An 18,785-nucleotide genomic window follows, 5' to 3' on the forward strand; every position below is an offset into this window, starting at 1 on the left:
CACTCCCCCCTCCCAGGAGGCAAGTGGCGCCTACGGATCAGCGCGCGGGGGGCGAACGAGGCAAGTGGCGCCTACGGATGAGCGCGCGGGGGGCGAACGAGGCAAGTGATGCTCACGCCGCGCCGCCCTACGAGTCCCGGCCCGCGCATCGGCCGCGCGCACCCACATGCCGCAAACAAAACTCTGCAAAGAAAGTGTTGCAAAGAAACCTTTGCAAGCGTAGCGTGAGGGCATGTCCTCGGTACCCCAGCGTCACATCGATGCCACCGCACTCAAAGCGCTCACCCACCCCCTGCGGGTGGACCTGCTAGACCAACTCGCCATGGGCGGCTCCGCCACCGCGAGCATGCTGGCCGAACGTCTGGGGGAGTCGTCCGGAGCAACCAGCTACCACCTGCGCCAACTCGCGCGCCACGGTCTGATCGAGCAGGACAGCAGCCGCGGCACGGGGCGTGAGCGCTGGTGGCGGATTGTCCCCGGCGGGCTCACCATTGCCGCCAAGGATGTCCGCGACGATGTGGTGGCGCGCAATGCCGCCATCCACGTCTCGCGCCAGATGGCGGACCTCAGGGCCCGCCACGTCGACGCCTTCCTGCGTAGCGGCGGGGAGGAGTTTGGTGCCGATTGGGTGGATGCCTCCCACATGCTGTCGGCTCGCATGCGACTCACCCGCGAGGAGATGCTCGAGATCGCCACTCGCTTTCAACAGGCGATCGACGACGTCGTGGGTCCGCTGCGCGGCCGCGACGAGCCCGCGGGCGCGCGAACCGTCGCCCTGCACTTCAACCTTTTCCCGGTCGTCGGTGTTGAGGGGCCGACCCCTGCCGAACACTCGGAGGAACCGTCATGAGTACCCACGCACCACGAATGGGAGCGGGGTTTGGCCGGCTATGGTCCGCCGCCCTGGGCTCCAATCTTGCCGACGGGATCGCCCGCGTGGCCATCCCTCTCACCGCCGTCACGCTCACGAGTGACCCGATCGCGATCTCGGTCCTGACGGCGTTGGCATACCTGCCCTGGTTGCTGTTTGGGCTCCCGGCGGGGATGATCGTCGACCACGTTGACCGGCGTCACGCGATGGCCGCGGCAAACCTCATGCGCGTGGTCGCCGCGGCGGGGGTGGCGCTCGCGATCGCGACAGGACACCTCAGCATCGTGGTGCTCGCGATCGCGACCATCGTCTTCGGCATGGGGGAGACGCTCTTCGACAACGCCACCAACGCGGTGTTGCCGTCCCTTGTATCGCGGTCGGGTCTCGACAAGGCCAACGGCCGCATCCAGGCCGCGCAGGTGGGTGTGGACCAGTTCATCGCCACGCCCATCTCGGGGGTGTTGTTCGCGGTCGCCATGGTGGTGCCGTTGATCGTGGGCGGGTTGGGGTACTTGATCGCGGGACTCCTCGCGCTCAGCTTGCCGGTAGCGGCCGCGCGGGCCCATGGAGCGTCGGCGGACAGGCCTGCCCCTGTGCCGCTGAGCGTCGCCATGCGGTTCTTGTGGAACCACCGCTACTTGCGCTCGATGGTGATCGTGACGTCGTTCGTGGGATCGTTCCTGGCGATTGCGCAGTCCATTACCATCCTGTTGTTCGTCGAGCGATTCGGCGTGACGGCGCAGCTCATCGGCGTGGTGACCGCAGGCGTGGGGCTCGGTGGGCTGGTGGGCGCCCTGACCGCGGGGATGCTGGTGGCCGCGATGGGTAGGGGCCGGGTGCTGCTCATGGGGTCGGCGTTGGGCGGCCTGGGCCTGGTCGGCGTGGGCTTTGCCCCCAACGCGTGGCTCGCGGTCGCGGCCTATGCCGTGAGTGCGTTCGGGATCGCCTGTTGGAACGTCCCCTGGGGCTCCTTGCGTCAGGCGATCGTGCCTGGTGAGTTGCTGGGACGCGTGATCGGAGCCGCGCGCACGGTCTCGTGGGGGTTGTTCCCCATTGCGACGCTGCTGGGTGGTGTGCTCGGTCGCGTCGATCTCCAGTTGCCGTACATCGTCGGAGGGGCGGGGGCGCTGGTGGTGACGATCGTCGCCGCCCGCCTGCTGCTGTCTGCCGATGCGCAGATGCCGGCCGACGACGAGAGCACCCCCGAGGAGGCCATCGCGAGTGCTGTCGTGGCCGTGGCGCCCGGCGTCGACCCTGACGGCAGTCCGGTCGTGGTCACCGATGCGGCCGATGCGCTCGTGGCGGAGCCTGTCCGTCGCGCCTGACGGCGCTACAGAGCATCCCCAGGCAGGGCCGATGCGGGCTTCTCCCCAGCATCGGCCCTCGCCGTTTGTGGTGGTCGCCTGGGTGCCACCACTGTGGGTCGCGGAGGTGACCCGTGGACGTCAGGCGGCAAGTGGGGCGGTACGGCGAGGACGTCGTCGCGCGAAGGCTCGGCGAACTCGGCTGGGAGGTGCTCGAGCGCAATTGGCGCTGCGCGAGGGGTGAACTCGACATCGTGGCGCTCGATGGAGCGACGCTCGTGGCAGTCGAGGTGAAGACCCGACGTGGCGGGACGCACGGGGGCGGGCTCGAAGCGCTGACCGCGGAGAAGGTGGCCCGCCTCAGGCGCCTGATCGCCCTGTGGCTCGAGGCTCACGACGGCAGCTATGCCTCGGTGCGTATTGATGCCGTCGCGGTGTCGCTGCCCGCCGCGGGGGCGGCGGTGCTCGATCACGTGCGGGGCATCGAGTGATCGGGCGCACGAGTGCCGTGGTGCTGTCGGGCCTCACCGGCCACCTGGTTGACGTCGAGGCGCACATTGGGTCGAGCCTGCCGGGGTTCACGATTGTCGGACTGCCCGATGCGTCGTTGTCCGAGGCAAGGGACCGGGTGCGTGCCGCCGTGGCTAGCTCGGGTCTCGCGTGGCCCCAGCGGCGCATCACGGTCAATCTGTCACCGGCCTCGTTGCCCAAGAGCGGAACGGGGACGGACCTCGCCATCGCTGTCGCGGTGTTGGCGGCAGCAGAACAGATCGATCCCGTGCGCGCGGCCGGCGTGACGCACATTGGCGAACTGGGTCTGGATGGGCGGGTCCGTCCCATCCCGGGAGTACTGCCCGCGGTTGCGGCGGCCGCTGCGCGAGGCGCGGAGCGGGTCGCGGTGCCAGGGGCGAATCTCGATGAGGCTCGGCTCGTGCCCGGCGTGGAGGTCGCGGGGCTCGTGACGCTCGCCGAATTGGCGCAGGCCTATGGTGCGACCACGGCCGTCGCCACCACGAGCGCGCCAGTGCCCTTGCCCACGCAGCCGCTTGCGCTCGTGGAGCAGGTCGACCTCGCCGAGGTGCAAGGGCAGGAGGAGGCTCGGTGGGCGCTCGAGGTCGCTGCCGCAGGGGGTCATCACCTGCTGATGTCGGGGCCGCCCGGGGCCGGCAAGACCATGCTCGCGCGGCGACTCCCGACCATCCTGCCGGACCTCACGGACGAGGACGCCGTGACGACGACCGCCATCCATTCGCTCGCTGGCACGCTCGACCCCACCGGAGGGCTGCTGCGCACGCCGCCTTTTGAGGCGCCGCACCACAGTGCCTCTGCAGCATCGATCGTGGGCGGCGGGTCGGGGCTTGCCAGGCCCGGCGCCATCTCTCGCGCGCACGCCGGGGTGTTGTTTCTCGACGAGGCTCCCGAGTTCCCCGCACGGGTGCTGCAAACCTTGCGCCAGCCGCTCGAGCACGGCGAGGTCGTGTTGCATCGCGCGCACGGCACAGCGAGATACCCCGCGCGATTCCAGTTGGTGTTGGCCGCAAACCCGTGCCCGTGCGGACGCTTCTACGGCACCGGTGAGCGCTGCGACTGCTCGCCGATGGCCAGGCGGCGCTACTTTGGCCGACTCTCTGGCCCGCTCCTGGACCGGGTGGACCTGCAGGTGGAGGTCATGCCGGTGCGGGGCGCCTCCGCGGAACCGGCCGAAAGTTCCGCCGCCGTCGCGGCCCGCGTCGTGCGCGCACGCGCGGCGGCCGCCGCACGGCTGAGCGACACCCCCTGGACCCTGAACTCGCAGGCGTCAGGCACGTGGCTGCGCCGCCACACCGCACGAGGCAGTGCGGCGCTGATCTGGCAGGCGCTCGAGGGTGGCGTGATCACGGCGCGTGGGGCGGATCGCGCCCTGCGCGTGGCGTGGACGCTCGCCGATCTCGACGGGCGTGACAGCCCTGGCCCCGACGATGTCGCGCAGGCCCTGACCTTGCGCTCGCGGGGAGGGGCGGGATGAACCTCGTCAGCGCCGCCGCGGGTGGGCGGCTCGAGCGCTCCGCCGCCACCGTCGCCGATGCGTGGCTTGCGTGGAGCGTTCTGGCTGAGCCTGGCGACGAGGCTGCGGGAGCCCTCGTGCACCTGTGGGGCCCGCAAGCGGCGCTGACGTGGCTCGCCCAGGCGTTGGCCGACCCTGTTGCCGCCACCCATGCGCTCGCGCCCGAACTGCAGCCCCGCGACGTCGACACCTTGGTGCGGGCGAGCGAGCGGTGGGGGCGCCGCGCCGCAGACCTCGACGTCGACGCGGTGCGACAGCGCAGTGAGCAGTGTGGGGCGCGGATCGTGCTGCGAGGGGATCCGCAGTGGCCGCACGCGGTCGACGATCTTGGGGTCGCCGCTCCGTTCGTCCTGTGGGTGCGTGGCGACGGCGATCTGCGCGTCTTGGGAAGCCAGGCGGTGGCGCTGGTCGGCGCCCGCTCGTGCACGGCGTACGGCGACCACATGGCGGCGCAACTCGCTGCCGACCTTGCGCAAGCGGGAAGGGTCGTGGTGTCGGGTGGCGCGTATGGCATCGATGCCGCCGCGCATCGGGGAGCGCTCGCGGCAGGCGGCCAGAGCCTGGCCGTCATGGCGGGTGGGGTGGACCGTCTGTACCCCGTGGGCAACTCCGATCTCCTGGCTCGCACCATGCGCTCTGGCCTGGTGGTGAGTGAGGTGCCGCCTGGATGGGCGCCGCACCGCTCGCGCTTTCTGAGCCGCAACAGGGTGATCGCGTGTGCCGCGGCGACGGTGGTGGTCGAGGCCGCTCACCGTTCAGGGGCGCTCAACACGGTGGGCCACGCGCAGCGGCTGATGCGCCCGGTGGCGGCGGTGCCGGGGCCCGCGACCAGCGCGAGCTCTGTGGGGTGTCACCGGCTCGTGCGCGATCAGGAGGCGGTGCTGGTCACGTGCGCGGCCGAGGTCATCGAGCTCACGGGACCGCTCGAGATCGCGGCCGTGGTGCAGCCGGACGTGGACACGGGCAGGCTCGACTTCGCCAGGCCCGAGGACCGGGCCGCGTTCGATGCCTTGGGGCGGAGGAGCCTGCTCGAGGGCGACATCGCTGTCACCGCGGGACTGACAGCGCCACAGGTGCGCGCGGCCTTGGGTCGGATGGAGGCGACTGGCCTGGTGGAACGCGACAGGGGAGGGTGGCGGCGTCGGTCCGGCGCTTCACTGATCTGAGGACGCAAGACGGGACCGACTTCCCTGGAATCCCTCCCAAATCAGGACAAACCACACGTGAAGTATGAGGTTGATGTGACAAATGTGACACGAGGGGTTGATTTGACGCATGTGACGATGCCACAGTGGCCTCATGCTGACGAGGGGAGACGGTGATCAGGCTGATCTGATCGCCCAGTTCGAGGGCTACCTGCGCCATGAGCGCGGGCTGTCCGAGAACACGGTGCGCGCCTATCGCGGCGATCTGCTACACCTGGCCTCCCATTGCGCTGGCGGATCCAGCATCGACAACGGTGATGAGGCCGATGCTGTCCTGACCGACGTCGCGCTCGCGGACTTGCGCTCTTGGCTCGCGGCGATGGCCGGGGCGGGTCTGTCCCGCACCACCCTCGCGCGTCGCGGCGCTGCCGTGCGGACCTTCTACGCGTGGGCACTCGACTCCGGCACACTCTCGGTGAACCCCGCTGCGCGCTTGGCCTCCGCGCGCGCCGCGAGCACGCTGCCGGCCGTGATGAGCCCTGCCGATGTGGTGACTCTGCTGTCCATTGCCCAGGCTCGCTGCGACGACGGCGACTCGGTGCACGTGCGCGACTGGGCCATGGCTGAACTGCTGTACGCGACGGGCATGCGCGTGGGCGAACTTGTGGGCATCGACCTGCAGGACATCGATCTTGGCGAACGGCTGGTCCGCGTGACGGGCAAGGGCGACAAGGAACGCATGGTGCCCTTCGGGGTGCCAGCGGCACGGGCGATTCGGGACTGGATCGAGACTGCCCGGCCAGCACTGGTGTCCTCCGAGACCGGTCGCGCCCTGTTCCTGGGGCGCAAAGGTGCTCGCGTGGGCCAGCGTCAGGTGCGCGAGGTGGTCCACGAGCTTTGCCGCCTTGCGGAGCTGCCTGAGATCGCCCCGCACGCCTTGCGCCACAGCGCCGCCACGCATCTTCTCGGGGGCGGCTCTGACCTGAGGTCCGTCCAAGAGGTGCTCGGTCACGCGAGCCTCAACACCACACAGCGCTACACCCACGTATCCGCAGAACGTCTGCGGGCCACCTACCAACTCGCGCATCCGCGCGCCTAGGGAGACGCCATGACCAGCCTGAACCCCGTGCTGTCCGAGGACACCGAGGAGGTCGCCGTCGTCGCGCCCGCGCGCGCCGACGCCGCACAGTTGGGCCAGTGGTGGCAGCGCCTCGACATCGACAGCGGCGCATCCCGTCAGGCCGCACGCGACGCGCTGATCACGCACTACGCGCCGCTGGTCACCCAGGTGGCCTCGCGCCTGATTGGGCGCCTTCCTGACATGGTCGAGCTTGCAGACCTCGTCTCCTACGGCACCTTTGGCCTCATCGATGCGGTGGAGAAGTTCGAGCCCGAGCGCGGATTCAAGTTCGAAACCTACGCGGCCCAGCGCATCCGCGGCGCGATTATCGACGAGCTCCGGGCGGCCGATTGGGTGCCCCGCTCCGTGCGCTCCAAGGCGAAGGTGCTGGAGCAGGCGCACCGAGCACTCGAGCAAAAGTTGCTGCGTCCCGTCACCGACGGCGACGTCGCCGACTACGTGGGCTGGCAGACCGGCGAGGTGCGCACTGTGCGCGCTCAGGTGGCACTGTCGCATGTCGCGGCGCTGGACGGGATCGTCGACGCCGGGCAGAGCCGCGCGCTGGATGCACTCATCGACTCCTCGGCGCCCGAGGCATCGGCTTCGGTCGAGGCTCGCGAGACGACCGCGCTGCTGGCCGCCGCGATCCAGGGCGTCCGAGAGCGCGAGCAAGAGGTGCTGCGGCTGTACTACTTCGACAACCTCACCCTCGCGCAGATCGGCCAGATCCTGGGAGTGACGGAGTCGCGCGTCTCCCAGATTCACTCAGGTGCGGTCAAGAAGTTGCGTGAGTCGCTGCAGCGAACGGGCGCCTTCGACTGACCCACGCACCCCGCTCGCGCGGGAGCAGCCGCACGGGACCATAGCCCTCCAGCACGTCAAGGGGGTCCACGTACTGACCGCCGATGCGCACTCCCCAATGCAGGCAGGCGGCAGGCATGCAGTGGCCGGGGGTGTCGGCGACCTGGCCCACACTCTGCCCTGGGGAAACCCGGGCGCCGACGGTGACGCTCGCCACCACTGGCTCGAGGCTTGAGATGGTGCCGTCGTGGTGAGTGATCGACAGGACCGGACGGTCCACGACCACCCCGGCGAAGGTGACGATGCCCGCAGCGGGCGAGCGCACAGGATCCCCGACCGCCGCGGCGAGGTCGACGCCTCGACGCCCCGGCTTCCAATCAGGACGCGGGATTCGAGCGAGAGCCACCACGCGCATCGGCTCTACAGGACTGATGACGGACGGCGAACCGTCGGCAGCACGAGGGACGGCGAGCGGCGCCGGCACGGCGACCGCAGATGCGGGCGAGGCGAGCAGGAGCGCCCACGCGAGCCACAGCACGACAAGGCGAGTGGACGGCAGGGTCATGCGGCCAGCACACTGGGTGACATCGACTACCGCCACCCGCGAGCGGCAAGGCGGGGGAGAGGGCCTCGTCGCTGGACGCTGGGGACGGGCTGAACCTGCCACCCGGTCGCGTGACCTACGCCCCGTCCGGTATCATCGTGACCTGCATCCGGCCTGCCCGGATGACATCGCGCGCCATTCGCGTTCTCGACCGCTCATGCGGCAGGGATCGCGCCGGAAGGGCGTCGTCCGAGTTCTTGCTCGGTGCCCGACCGCGATGGCGCCAGGGATTCGACCCGCGGTGGGTCGCATCGGCAACAAAATACGCGGGACCAACCCGCCCCAACATAGGCACGCAAACGCGCGTGCGGAACAGGAAGTGCCATGGCCGTCGTGACCATGCGCCAGCTGCTCGACTCGGGCGTCCACTTCGGACACCAGACCAGCCGCTGGAACCCCAAGATGAAGCGCTTTATCTTCACCGAGCGCAACGGCATCTACATCATCGACATCCAGCAGTCGCTGGCCAAGATCGACGCCGCCTACGAGTTCGTGCGCGACACCGTCGCCCACGGCGGCACCGTGCTCTTCGTGGGTACCAAGCGCCAGGCGCAGGAGCAGATCGCTGAGCAGGCCGCTCGTGTGGGCATGCCCTACGTGAACGAGCGCTGGCTGGGCGGCATGCTCACCAACTTCCAGACGGTGAGCAAGCGCGTGCAGCGCCTCAAGGAGCTCGAAGAGATCGACTTCGACGACGTTGCCGGCTCGGGCCGCACCAAGAAGGAGCTGCTGGGCCTTCGTCGCGAGAAGGAGAAGCTCGACAAGACCCTCGGCGGCATCCGCGACATGGCGAAGACCCCCTCCGTCGTGTGGATCGTCGACACCAACAAGGAGCACCTCGCGGTGGACGAGGCCCGCAAGCTGGGCATCCCCGTCGTGGGCATCCTCGACTCGAACTGTGACCCCGACGACGTCGCCTACGGCATCCCCGGTAACGACGACGCCATCCGCGCCGTGGGTCTGCTGACCCGTGTGATCGCCGATGCTGTAGCCGAGGGCGTGCGCATCCGCCACACCCCCAAGGGTGACGAGGCCGACGCCACTGGCGCCGAAGAGCCCCTGGCCGAGTGGGAGCAGGAGCTGCTCGACGGCGCGAAGGCCGACGAGGCCCCCGCCGCTGAGGCCCCCGCCGCAGAGGTGAAGGCCGACGAGGCCCCCGCCGCTGAGGCAACCGAGGCAAAGGCCGACGAGGCCCCCGCCGCCGACGAGAAGTAAGGGAACCGCACATGGCGAACTACACCGTTGCAGACATCCAGGCGCTGCGTGAGCGCACCGGCGCCGGCATGCTCGACGTCAAGAAGGCTCTCGACGAGGCTGACGGCGACCAGAACAAGGCCGTCGACATCCTCCGCGTGAAGGGCCTCAAGGGCGTCACCAAGCGTGAGGGCCGTTCGGCCTCCGAGGGCCTCGTGGCCGCCTCCATCGAGTCCGTCGATGGCGGTCAGGTGGGCACGCTCATCGAGCTCAACTCCGAGACCGACTTTGTGGCCAAGAACGACAAGTTCGTGGCGCTCGCCGAGAAGGTGCTCGCTGCCGTCGTGGCCGCTGGCGCTGACTCGGCCGAGGCCGCTCTTGCCGCCGCCGTGGACGGCACCACCGTCCAGGACCTCATCGACTCCGAGGCCGGCATCCTGGGCGAGAAGATCGTCCTGCGCCGCGTCGCTCGCGTCGAGGCCCCGGTCGTGACCGAGTACCTGCACCGCACCAACAAGGACCTCCCCGCACAGGTGGGCGTCCTGGTCGGTACCGACGCTGCTGCTGGTGAGGTCGCTCGCGACGTTGCCATGCACATCGCCGCGTACTCGCCCACCTACCTCGTGCGTGAGGACGTCCCCGAGGACGTCGTCGCCAACGAGCGTCGCGTGGCCGAGGAGACCGCGAAGGGTGAGGGCAAGCCTGAGGGCGCACTGCCCAAGATCGTTGAGGGCCGACTGAACGGCTTCTTCAAGGAGAACACCCTGGTGGAGCAGGCGTTCGCGAAGGACCCCAAGACCACGGTCGGCAAGGTCATCGAGAACACCGGCGGCGCCATCACTGCCTTCTCGCGTTTCCGCGTGGGAGCGTAGGCTTCCCGCCAGGAGGCAATCTCACCATCAGCAACGCGCCGCACCCCAGGAGGAACCCGATGCCCGAGTCCACTACCGTGAATCCGGACATTGAGTCCCCAGGGATGCGGCGCGTTTTGCTGAAACTGTCAGGCGAGATGTTTGGCGGAGGGTCCATCGGGCTCGACGCCGACGTCGTCGGCAGGATCGCGCGCGAGGTCGCGGAGGCCGTGAACCAAGGCGTGCAGGTGTGCATCGTCGTGGGCGGCGGCAACTTCTTCCGCGGAGCGGAGCTGTCGCAGCGCGGCATGGAACGCGCCCGCGCGGACTACATGGGCATGCTGGGCACCGTCATGAATGCCCTCGCCCTTCAGGACTTCCTCGAGCAGGCCGGCGTGGCCACTCGCGTGCAGACCGCCATCACGATGGGGCAGGTCGCCGAGCCCTACATCCCGCTGCGCGCGGTGCGTCACCTCGAGAAGGGGCGCGTCGTGATCTTCGCTGCGGGAGCAGGCATGCCGTACTTCTCGACCGACACCGTGAGCCTTCAGCGCGCCCTTGAGGTGGCCTGCACTGAGGTGCTCATGGGCAAGAACGGTGTGGACGGTGTCTACACCGCAGACCCGCGCAAGGACCCTCACGCGCGCCTGCTGGAGCACGTGACGTACTCCGACGCCCTCAGCCAGGGCCTCAACGTCATGGACGCAGCGGCATTCTCGCTGGCAAAGGACAACGGCATGCCCATGCGCGTGTTTGGCCTTGAAGAGCATGGCAACGTGACTCGCGCCCTTGTCGGTGACACAATCGGGACGCTGGTGACGGCCTAACGGTCGCGCCCGCACTACACAAGGAGCACACGTGATCGACGAGATCCTCCTCGAAGCCGAGGAGCACATGGACAACGCGGTGAGCGTCGCCAAGAACAACTTCGCGAGCATCCGTAGCGGGCAGGCCTCGGCGGCCATGTTCGCCAACATCTCCGTCAACTACTACGGCGCGCCCACTCCGCTGCAGCAGCTTGCCGCGATCACGGTGCCCGAGGCTCGCATGGTGCTGGTGTCGCCCTACGATGCCTCCGCCAAGAAGGACATCGAGAGCGCCATTCGTGCCTCGGACCTGGGCGTGAACCCCTCGGACGACGGCAACGTGCTGCGCATCGTGATGCCTCAGCTGACCGAGGAGCGCCGCCGCGACTACGTCAAGCTTGCGAAGACCAAGGCCGAAGAGGCCCGTGTGACCGTGCGTAACATGCGTCGTAAGGCCAAGGACCAGATTGACTCTGCCGTCAAGGATGGCGAGGTCGGCGAGGACGAGGGCAACCGCGGCGAGAAGGACCTCGACGCGCTCACCAAGAAGAACGTCGACGCTATCGACGCGCTCTTGGCGGCCAAGGAAAGCGAGCTGCTCGAGGTCTGACCTCGGGCCGCTCTTTCGTGCGGCGTCCTTTCCATGAGCCCCTTCCGTCGTCGCAACCACCCCGAGCCGCAGGCAGAGCCGTCGCCCGCGCCCTGGGGCACGGCTGGCACTCAGTCGAGCCCCACGCCACTGTGGTTGCCCACGCACTCGGAGCCCGCGTGGGCGGACCCTGACGTGGCGCCGGGCGTGCATGCGGCCGTCGAGGATGCCCAGCGTTTTGCCGTGACAGGTGAGGTGGACGCCGCACAGGACGCTGTCGATGACGTGCGCGTGGATCCCGCCACCGTCAGGGTGGCCGAGGAGCCCGTGGCTCAGGTCGCGCCGGTGTCGCGCTCGGGCCGCAACATGCCCGTGGCCATCGTGGTGGGGCTGACGCTGCTCGCCCTCGTCGTGGTCGCGGCCTGGGTGCACCCGCTCGCCTTCGCGGGACTGGTCGCCGCAGCGACCTTGCTCGCTGTCGTCGAGTGGCGTGGAGCGCTCGCGAAGCATGACCGGCACGTGCCGCTCGTGCCCGTGTCACTGGTGACCGTCGGTCTCGTCATCGCGACCTGGTTTGGCGGTCCTGAAGGGCTGGTGGTGGCCCTGATGGTGGGCCTGGCCGGTACGGTCGCGTGGCGCGTGGTGGACGAGCGCATCGAGAACACGATGGCTGATTCCCTCGCGGCGATGATGACCGTGCTGTGGATCCCGTTCCTCGGCTCATTCCTGCTCTTGCTCGAACTCGCCAACGACGGTTGGCAACGAGTGCTCATCGTCATCTTGGCCGTGGTGGGCTCCGACACCGGAGGTCTCGCGGCAGGCATGCTCTTTGGGCGTCACCCCATGGCCCCGCGCGTGAGCCCCAAGAAGACCTGGGAGGGCTTCGCCGGAGGGTTGCTGCTCGGTACCGCCGCAGCGGCCGTGGCGGCGTGGTTCTTCTTCGATGGGCGCTGGTGGGTGGGCGCTCTCGTGGGTGCCGCGTGCGCGATGGCCGGTGTCGTGGGGGACTTGGCCGAGTCCGCGATCAAGCGCGACATCGGTATCAAGGACATGAGCTCGATCCTTCCCGGCCACGGGGGCATCATGGATCGTGTGGACTCGCTGCTCATCGCTGCCCCCGTCGCTTACGTTGTTTTCTCTTTGCTGCTAGGAACGTCATGACCTCTCGCCCCTTGCTCCAGATGGCCGCACCGCGGCGCGGCAAGCCGCCGCGCCACTTCGCTGACCTGTCCCACGACGAGCGCGTCGAGACGATGCGCGAGCTGGGTTTGCCTGCGTTCCGCGCCAAGCAGCTCGCCACGCACTACTACTCGCACCTGACGGTCGACCCTGCCGACATGACCGACCTTCCCTCGGGGGCGCGCGAGGAACTCGCGGAGCAGATGTTCCCCCCGCTCATGTCGTCCATCACGTCGCTGGTGGCCGACGGCGGTGCCACACGCAAGACGCTGTGGAAGCTCCACGACGGCGTCAAGGTCGAGTCCGTCCTGATGAAGTACCCCGAGCGAGCTACCTTGTGCGTCACGAGCCAGGCTGGCTGTGGCATGGCGTGCCCGTTTTGCGCGACCGGCCAGATGGGCCTCACGCGCAACCTTTCTGCCGCGGAGATCATCGAGCAGGTGCGTCTCGCGGCCCGCGCGTCGCGCGACGGCGAACTCGGCGAGAGCGTGCGGCTGTCCAACGTGGTGTTCATGGGTATGGGCGAGCCGCTGGCCAACTACAAGGCCGTCATCCAGACGGTGCGCGCGCTGGTGGCACCCGAGCCGCAGGGTTTCGGACTGTCCGCCCGGCACGTCACGGTGTCGACGGTGGGCCTGGTGCCCGCGATGGACAAGCTCGCCAAGGAGGGCATCCCGGTGACCCTCGCGCTGAGCTTGCACGCGCCTGACGACGAACTGCGCAACGAACTGGTGCCGATCAACACGCGCTGGAGCGTGGACGAGGCGCTGGATGCCGCACGGCGCTACTTCGACGCCACGGGCCGTCGCGTATCCATCGAGTACGCACTGATCCGCGACATGAACGACCACGCGCACCGCGCGGACCTGCTCGGTCGCAAGCTCAAGGCGCGCGGCGAGGGGTGGGTGCACGTCAATCCCATCCCGCTGAACCCCACGCCGGGATCGATCTGGACGGCCTCGGACCCGCAGGTCGAGCAGGAGTTTGTCCACACCCTGCGCGGTCACGGGATTCCGACGACTATCAGGGATACTCGTGGCAGTGACATCGATGGCGCCTGCGGTCAGCTGGCGATCAAGGAGGCGTGATGGCGGATCTGTTCCCGCGTGCGGGCTCGACCAAGCTTGGCTACAAGGTCGAGGACGTCGACGCGTACTTTGGCCGTGCGCGCTACGTCTACGAGCAGCCCGGTGCCGCTGAGGAGTTGGCGGACTTCGACGTGCGCCGGGCCAGCTTTGGCCTCCAGCGCGGCGGGTATCAGACGCCGGCCGTCGACTCTGCGCTCGATCGACTCGAGGTCGCCTTCACGGCCCGCATCAAGGAGCGCTATATCGCCGAGCACGGGCAGGACGCGTGGATGCAGAATCTCGCCTCGCGCGCCCAGAGCCTGTACCCGCGCCTGCGCCGGCCAGCGGGTGAGCGGTTCGCCAAGCCGGGCGCGATGCGCGGCGGCTACTCCGCGGCGGATGTGGATCAACTCCTTGACCGCATGACGGCCTTCTTCGACCAGGGAAAGCCGCTGACTGCCGATGAGGTGCGCGCCGCTTCCTTCAAGCGCCGCTCGTCGTGGCGGGCCTACGACGAAAAGGTCGTCGACGCCTACCTAGCCCGTGCCGTAGACATCCTGCTCGGCGCGGCGTGAGCCTTGCCCCCGAGACGGTGACCACGCGAGCGAAGCGCACGGTGGCGCTGCTGGGCTCGACCGGATCGATCGGCACCCAAGCGCTCGACGTCGTTGCGCGCAACCCTGAGCGCTTCGAGGTTGTGGCGCTGGCCGCTGGTGGCTCCGACCCCGCGGCCATCGTGGAGCAGGCAAAGGCCACCGGTGCGCGGCTGGTCGCCGTCGCCCACGACAGCGCCGCTCGCGAGATTTCCTCAGCATTGCCTGGCGTCGAGGTCATCGGCGGACCCGATGCTGCCACGGAAGCCGCACGCTGCGGCGCTGACGTAGTGCTCAACGGCATCACCGGATCGGTAGGGCTGCGCCCCACGCTTGCCGCGCTCGAGTCCGGCAGCACTCTCGCCTTGGCCAACAAGGAATCGCTCGTGGCCGGTGGCGCACTCGTGAAGGCCGCCGTGCAGCGCCCGGGCCAGATCGTCCCCGTCGACTCCGAGCACTCGGCTCTCGCCCAGGCCCTGCGGTCGGGCACCGCCGACGAGGTACGCCGACTGGTCGTCACCGCCTCGGGCGGGGCCTTCCGCGGCCGCTCTCGCGGTGACCTGGCGTCTGTGACTCCAGCAGACGCGCTCAAGCACCCCACGTGGGACATGGGCCCCGTGGTCACCATCAACTCGGCGTCGATGATGAACAAGGCCCTTGAGGTGATCGAGGCGCACCTGCTGTTCGACATTCCCATGGAGCGCATCGACGTGGTGGTGCACGCGCAGTCGGTGATCCACTCGATGGTCGAGTTCGTCGACGGGTCCACCATCGCTCAGGCAAGCCCGCCCGACATGCGCCTGCCCATCGCCTTGGGGCTGGGTTGGCCCGAGCGCGTCGCGGATGCCGCTCCTGGGTGCGACTGGACGAGTGCGGCCACCTGGACCTTTGAGCCTCTCGATGAGGAGGCCTTCCCCGCGGTGAGGGTCGCCCGCCAGGCTGTTGCCGCATCGGCCCTGCACCCCGCCGTGTTCAACGCGGCGAACGAGGAATGCGTGCAGGCGTTCGTGGACGGCGCCCTGCCGTTCCTCGGGATCGTCGACACGGTCCGGCGCGTTGTGGAGGAGTACGAGGCCCCGGCAGAGCTGTCGCTCGCCGCCGTGGACCACGCGGAGCAGTGGGCGCGTCAGCGTGCTCGCGCCTGCATCGGCTGAGGTTGAAGGGACTGTAGGAAACCACATGGCGACGTTCATTGGCGTGCTGGTGTTCTTCGTGGGGCTACTCGCGTCGATCGCCCTGCACGAGCTCGGTCACATGATTCCGGCCAAGAAGTTCGGGGTGCGAGTCAGCGAGTACTTCGTGGGCTTTGGGCCGCGGGTGTGGTCGCGCGTGCGCGGCGAGACCGAGTACGGAGTCAAGGCCATTCCGCTGGGCGGCTACGTGCGGATCGTCGGCATGATCCCTCCCGCCGACCGGGTCAAGCCCGTGAAGGTGCGCGGCTGGGCTGGCAATGTCATTGCCGATGCGCGGGACGCGGCCGTCGAAGAGATTGAGCCGGGGGAGGATCACCGGGCGTTCTACCACCTGACCTGGTGGAAGAAGGTCATCGTCATGATGGGCGGCCCGCTCGTCAACCTCGTGCTGGCGGTCGTCCTCTTCACTACCGTGCTGACGACGGTCGGCTCGCCCGCACCTTCGCTCACCATCGCCTCGGTGACCCCGTGCATCCCGGCGGTGGGCAGCGTCGAGTGCACCGCCGATGACCCGGCCTCGCCTGCGGCAGCGGCGGGCCTCGAAGCGGGTGACACGATCGTCTCCGTCGACGGCGTCGAGGCGCAGGACTGGGCGCAGGCCACCGCGATTATCGCGGCCGCGCCCGGCGAGACCATGCCGCTCGTGGTCGAGCGTGACGGCGAGCCGGTCGAGCTGAGCTTCACCGCTGGGGAGCGCGAGCGCGCCGTGTACGACGACGCCGGCGACGTCGTCCTCGACGAGGCGGGCGATCCCGTGACGGAGACTGTGGGCTACCTGGGAGTGGTGTCGGAGTACACCGCCCAGACCCAGCCGATCACCGCGGGCGTGGGGCTCACCTGGGACTACCTGGTCGCCACGGTCGAGGTCGTCGCGACGCTGCCCGCTCACCTGTGGGACGTCACACAGGCGGCGCTCGGGCTCGAAGAGCGCAGTGCGGACTCGATCATGGGCATCGTGGGCGTGGGACAGGTCGCGGGCGAGATCGCCTCTGCCGACGTCGAGGGCTACGGCCCCGCGCAGAAGATCGGCGACATGCTCATGCTGCTCGGCGGGCTCAACCTCGCGCTGTTCGTGTTCAACATGATTCCGCTCGTGCCGCTCGACGGAGGACACGTCGCGTCGGCGCTGTGGCAGGCCATCAAGAATGGCTGGGCGCGCCTGCGGTCACGGGCTACTCCCGCTCCCGTCGACGTCGCTCGCATGATGCCCCTGGCATACGGCGTGTTCGGGCTACTGCTCCTGATGGGCCTCGTGTTGATCGTCGCTGACATCGTCGCGCCGGTCCAATTGCTCTAGCGGTCACGGGGATAATGGATCAGTGACTTCCATCGGACTCGGAATGCCCGCGATGCCCGCGCCCACCCTCGCGCCCCGCCGCAAGACCCGCAAGATCAAGGTTGGCAGCGTGTACGTCGGTGGTGACGCCCCCGTCTCGGTGCAGTCCATGACCACCACCAAGACGCACGACATCAACGCCACGCTCCAGCAGATCGCGGAGCTCACAGCCGCTGGGTGCGACATTGTGCGCGTCGCGTGCCCCACCCAGGACGACGCCGATGCGCTGTCAGCTATCGCTCGCAAGTCGCAGATCCCTGTGATCGCCGACATTCACTTCCAGCCCAAGTACGTGTTCGCCGCGATCGAGGCTGGCTGCGCCGCCGTGCGCGTGAACCCGGGCAACATCAAGAAGTTCGACGACCAGGTCAAGGAGATCGCCCAGGCGGCGAAGGACCACGGCACCTCGCTGCGCATTGGCGTCAACGCCGGGAGCCTGGACAAGCGCCTGCTCGACAAGTACGGCAAGCCCACGGCCGAGGCTCTCGTCGAGTCCGCAGTATGGGAGGCGAGCCTGTTCGAGGAGCACGACTTCCACGACTTCAAGATCTCCGTCAAGCACAATGACCCCGTCGTGATGGTGCGCGCCTACGAAATGCTCTCGGAGCGCGGTGACTGGCCGCTGCACCTGGGCGTCACGGAGGCCGGCCCCGCCTTCCAGGGCACCATCAAGTCCGCGACGGCCTTCGGTGCGCTGCTCAGCCGCGGCATCGGCGACACCATTCGGGTGTCCCTGTCCGCGCCTCCTGTCGAGGAGGTCAAGGTGGGCCTGCAGATCCTCCAGGCGCTCAACCTGCGCGAGCGCAAGCTCGAGATCGTGTCATGCCCCTCATGCGGCCGGGCCCAGGTGGACGTGTACGAGCTCGCGGAGAAGGTCACTGCTGGGCTCGAGGGCATGGAAGTGCCGCTGCGCGTCGCCGTCATGGGCTGCGTCGTGAACGGTCCCGGCGAGGCCCGCGAGGCCGACCTTGGCGTCGCCTCCGGCAACGGCAAGGGGCAGATCTTCGTCAAGGGCGAGATCATCAAGACCGTGCCCGAGTCACAGATTGTGGAAACCCTCATCGAAGAGGCCATGAGGATTGCCGAATCGATGGAGCCCGTCGAGGGCTCCGCGCCCGTTGTGCTGACGCCATGACCGATTCGCTGCTCCGGCGTGCCCAGCATTCGCTGGCGCCGGCGCAGCGGCGTGATCTGCCCGTGCTCCAGGCGCTGTGTGCCCAGGACCCTGTGGCCACGGTGGTGCCCGCGATGCATCTTGACGCGGCGCTCGCCTCTGGCACGGTGCCCGCCGGCATGTGGGTGGTGCGGCGACGCTCGGGGTTCAGCCACGACACCATCGGCCTGATCTGGGCCGGGGCCAACCTGTGCCTGGTGTTGCCCTCCACCGGCGACGAGGCCGCGGACGACGACCTGCGGGCGGACATCGCCGCCGCCGTGATCGCCCGCCTGTCGCGCCCCGCTGCGCTCGTGGGGGAGGCTCGCGTGACCCTCGACCTGTGGGGAAGGGTCGAGCCCTGGTGGGGTCCCGCGCGGGAGGTGCGCGAGCGGCAGGCGTCGATGCTGATCGACGGGCCCGCGCATCGGCCCTCACCTGTGAGCGAACCAGCGCCTTCCCTCGAGGCCGTGCTCTCCCTCGAGACCGTGCGCCGCGCGCGCGACGAGGACTACGACGACCTGTTGCCCGCGTGCGTCCACATGTTCATTGGCGAGGTGGGCTACGACCCCATGCGTCATGGTCGCGTCGCGTACGAGGAGCGCCTGCACTATCTGGTGAGGGCGGGGCGCGCCTTCCTTCAGTACGGCGTGGTCCACGGACGCCGCCAGGTCGTGTTCAAGGCGGACGTGGGGGCACTGGGGGGTGGCGTGGCTCAGTTGCAGGGCGTGTGGGTCCACCCTGACCTGCGGGGCCGTGGCCTGGCGCGCGCGGGCCTTGCCGCCGTGATCGACACCGTGCGTGCGGATACTGCGCCCATGGTGTCGCTGTACGTCAACGACTTCAACGCCAGCGCCCTCGCGGCCTACCGAGCGGTGGGCATGCGCACGGTCGGGACCTTTGCCACCGTGATGTTCTGACGCGCGCACGCCCTT

General features: G+C 68.9%; 19 protein-coding genes. 18 read left to right on the forward strand and 1 reads right to left on the reverse strand.

All coding sequences use genetic code 11. The annotated features are described in order from the left end of the window. Positions 1–232: 232 nt before the first annotated feature. The 7 genes from ACK5NO_RS12140 to ACK5NO_RS12170 all read left to right on the forward strand — a co-directional run bounded on the left by ACK5NO_RS12140 (position 233) and on the right by ACK5NO_RS12170 (position 7,306). Positions 233–850: an ArsR/SmtB family transcription factor gene (locus ACK5NO_RS12140; protein ID WP_416812944.1), complete on the forward strand. Its 618-nt coding sequence runs from the start codon at positions 233–235 to the stop codon at positions 848–850. Next, entirely contained in the window at positions 847–2,196 is a 1,350-nt protein-coding gene (locus ACK5NO_RS12145) for an MFS transporter (protein ID WP_416812945.1), read from the forward strand. Before ACK5NO_RS12140 ends, ACK5NO_RS12145 begins: the two co-directional genes overlap by 4 nt. A 113-nt stretch (positions 2,197–2,309) precedes the next feature. Then, a complete protein-coding gene (locus ACK5NO_RS12150) occupies positions 2,310–2,666 on the forward strand; it encodes a YraN family protein (RefSeq protein ID WP_416812946.1) in 357 nt (118 codons plus the stop codon). Beyond that, positions 2,663–4,180: a YifB family Mg chelatase-like AAA ATPase gene (locus tag ACK5NO_RS12155; protein WP_416812947.1), complete on the forward strand. Its 1,518-nt coding sequence runs from the start codon at positions 2,663–2,665 to the stop codon at positions 4,178–4,180. Before ACK5NO_RS12150 ends, ACK5NO_RS12155 begins: the two co-directional genes overlap by 4 nt. After that, positions 4,177–5,385 (forward strand): DNA-processing protein DprA, encoded by a 1,209-nt coding sequence (locus tag ACK5NO_RS12160; RefSeq protein ID WP_416812948.1) that lies wholly within the window; start codon positions 4,177–4,179, stop codon positions 5,383–5,385. Before ACK5NO_RS12155 ends, ACK5NO_RS12160 begins: the two co-directional genes overlap by 4 nt. A 133-nt stretch (positions 5,386–5,518) precedes the next feature. Then, complete coding sequence (locus tag ACK5NO_RS12165) at positions 5,519–6,463, forward strand: tyrosine recombinase XerC (RefSeq protein WP_416812949.1); 945 nt, start codon at positions 5,519–5,521, stop codon at positions 6,461–6,463. Between the two features lie 9 nt (positions 6,464–6,472). After that, positions 6,473–7,306, forward strand: a complete 834-nt coding sequence (locus ACK5NO_RS12170; protein WP_416812950.1) for a FliA/WhiG family RNA polymerase sigma factor — start codon at positions 6,473–6,475, stop codon at positions 7,304–7,306. Here ACK5NO_RS12170 and ACK5NO_RS12175 read toward each other — a convergent pair. Then, entirely contained in the window at positions 7,260–7,850 is a 591-nt protein-coding gene (locus ACK5NO_RS12175; RefSeq protein ID WP_416812951.1) for a peptidoglycan DD-metalloendopeptidase family protein, read from the reverse strand. The two genes, ACK5NO_RS12170 and ACK5NO_RS12175, sit on opposite strands and share 47 nt — an antisense overlap. A gap of 363 nt (positions 7,851–8,213) precedes the next feature. Between ACK5NO_RS12175 and rpsB the strand changes: the two genes are divergently transcribed. From rpsB to ACK5NO_RS12230, 11 genes are read left to right on the forward strand one after another with little or no spacing between them, the layout of a single operon-like run. Continuing rightward, positions 8,214–9,104 carry a 30S ribosomal protein S2 gene (gene rpsB / locus ACK5NO_RS12180; RefSeq protein WP_416812952.1) on the forward strand — a complete coding sequence of 297 codons (891 nt, stop codon included), beginning with the start codon at positions 8,214–8,216 and terminating at the stop codon, positions 9,102–9,104. 11 nt (positions 9,105–9,115) lie between these two features. Next, on the forward strand, positions 9,116–9,955 hold the full coding sequence (gene tsf / locus ACK5NO_RS12185) for a translation elongation factor Ts (RefSeq protein WP_416812953.1): 840 nt from the start codon (positions 9,116–9,118) through the stop codon (positions 9,953–9,955). 59 nt (positions 9,956–10,014) lie between these two features. After that, positions 10,015–10,761 (forward strand): UMP kinase, encoded by a 747-nt coding sequence (gene pyrH, locus ACK5NO_RS12190; protein ID WP_416812954.1) that lies wholly within the window; start codon positions 10,015–10,017, stop codon positions 10,759–10,761. A 31-nt stretch (positions 10,762–10,792) separates the two neighbouring features. After that, entirely contained in the window at positions 10,793–11,350 is a 558-nt protein-coding gene (gene frr, locus ACK5NO_RS12195) for a ribosome recycling factor (RefSeq protein WP_416812955.1), read from the forward strand. A gap of 33 nt (positions 11,351–11,383) precedes the next feature. Then, positions 11,384–12,490, forward strand: a complete 1,107-nt coding sequence (locus ACK5NO_RS12200; protein WP_416812956.1) for a phosphatidate cytidylyltransferase — start codon at positions 11,384–11,386, stop codon at positions 12,488–12,490. Next, complete coding sequence (gene rlmN, locus ACK5NO_RS12205) at positions 12,487–13,596, forward strand: 23S rRNA (adenine(2503)-C(2))-methyltransferase RlmN (RefSeq protein ID WP_416812957.1); 1,110 nt, start codon at positions 12,487–12,489, stop codon at positions 13,594–13,596. Before ACK5NO_RS12200 ends, rlmN begins: the two co-directional genes overlap by 4 nt. Continuing rightward, positions 13,596–14,150 (forward strand): DivIVA domain-containing protein, encoded by a 555-nt coding sequence (locus tag ACK5NO_RS12210; protein ID WP_416812958.1) that lies wholly within the window; start codon positions 13,596–13,598, stop codon positions 14,148–14,150. The genes rlmN and ACK5NO_RS12210 overlap by 1 nt, the downstream gene beginning before the upstream one ends. After that, positions 14,147–15,322, forward strand: coding sequence for a 1-deoxy-D-xylulose-5-phosphate reductoisomerase (dxr, locus tag ACK5NO_RS12215; protein WP_416812959.1), 1,176 nt, complete (start codon positions 14,147–14,149; stop codon positions 15,320–15,322). Before ACK5NO_RS12210 ends, dxr begins: the two co-directional genes overlap by 4 nt. Before the next feature lie 25 nt (positions 15,323–15,347). Then, positions 15,348–16,658, forward strand: a complete 1,311-nt coding sequence (locus ACK5NO_RS12220) for a M50 family metallopeptidase (protein ID WP_416812960.1) — start codon at positions 15,348–15,350, stop codon at positions 16,656–16,658. 43 nt (positions 16,659–16,701) lie between these two features. Next, positions 16,702–17,832 (forward strand): flavodoxin-dependent (E)-4-hydroxy-3-methylbut-2-enyl-diphosphate synthase, encoded by a 1,131-nt coding sequence (gene ispG / locus ACK5NO_RS12225; RefSeq protein WP_416812983.1) that lies wholly within the window; start codon positions 16,702–16,704, stop codon positions 17,830–17,832. Further along, positions 17,829–18,770, forward strand: coding sequence for a GNAT family N-acetyltransferase (locus ACK5NO_RS12230; protein WP_416812961.1), 942 nt, complete (start codon positions 17,829–17,831; stop codon positions 18,768–18,770). The genes ispG and ACK5NO_RS12230 overlap by 4 nt, the downstream gene beginning before the upstream one ends. Positions 18,771–18,785: the final 15 nt, after the last annotated feature.

It is taken from the genome of Demequina sp., from assembly GCF_047975725.1.
Lineage (GTDB): Bacteria > Actinomycetota > Actinomycetes > Actinomycetales > Demequinaceae > Demequina.

Excerpts from the sequence above, each read along its gene's own strand:
- ACK5NO_RS12210 (WP_416812958.1), top strand. The coding sequence starts at position 13,596 with ATGGCGGATCTGTTCCCGCGTGCGGGCTCGACCAAGCTTGGCTACAAG.
- rpsB (WP_416812952.1), top strand. The coding sequence starts at position 8,214 with ATGGCCGTCGTGACCATGCGCCAGCTGCTCGACTCGGGCGTCCACTTC.
- ispG (WP_416812983.1), top strand. The coding sequence starts at position 16,702 with ATGCCCGCGATGCCCGCGCCCACCCTCGCGCCCCGCCGCAAGACCCGC.
- ACK5NO_RS12175 (WP_416812951.1), bottom strand. The coding sequence starts at position 7,850 with ATGACCCTGCCGTCCACTCGCCTTGTCGTGCTGTGGCTCGCGTGGGCG.
- tsf (WP_416812953.1), top strand. The coding sequence starts at position 9,116 with ATGGCGAACTACACCGTTGCAGACATCCAGGCGCTGCGTGAGCGCACC.
- ACK5NO_RS12220 (WP_416812960.1), top strand. The coding sequence starts at position 15,348 with ATGGCGACGTTCATTGGCGTGCTGGTGTTCTTCGTGGGGCTACTCGCG.
- ACK5NO_RS12145 (WP_416812945.1), top strand. The coding sequence starts at position 847 with ATGAGTACCCACGCACCACGAATGGGAGCGGGGTTTGGCCGGCTATGG.
- ACK5NO_RS12200 (WP_416812956.1), top strand. The coding sequence starts at position 11,384 with ATGAGCCCCTTCCGTCGTCGCAACCACCCCGAGCCGCAGGCAGAGCCG.
- rlmN (WP_416812957.1), top strand. The coding sequence starts at position 12,487 with ATGACCTCTCGCCCCTTGCTCCAGATGGCCGCACCGCGGCGCGGCAAG.
- ACK5NO_RS12165 (WP_416812949.1), top strand. The coding sequence starts at position 5,519 with ATGCTGACGAGGGGAGACGGTGATCAGGCTGATCTGATCGCCCAGTTC.
- pyrH (WP_416812954.1), top strand. The coding sequence starts at position 10,015 with ATGCCCGAGTCCACTACCGTGAATCCGGACATTGAGTCCCCAGGGATG.
- ACK5NO_RS12160 (WP_416812948.1), top strand. The coding sequence starts at position 4,177 with ATGAACCTCGTCAGCGCCGCCGCGGGTGGGCGGCTCGAGCGCTCCGCC.
- ACK5NO_RS12170 (WP_416812950.1), top strand. The coding sequence starts at position 6,473 with ATGACCAGCCTGAACCCCGTGCTGTCCGAGGACACCGAGGAGGTCGCC.
- ACK5NO_RS12140 (WP_416812944.1), top strand. The coding sequence starts at position 233 with ATGTCCTCGGTACCCCAGCGTCACATCGATGCCACCGCACTCAAAGCG.
- ACK5NO_RS12230 (WP_416812961.1), top strand. The coding sequence starts at position 17,829 with ATGACCGATTCGCTGCTCCGGCGTGCCCAGCATTCGCTGGCGCCGGCG.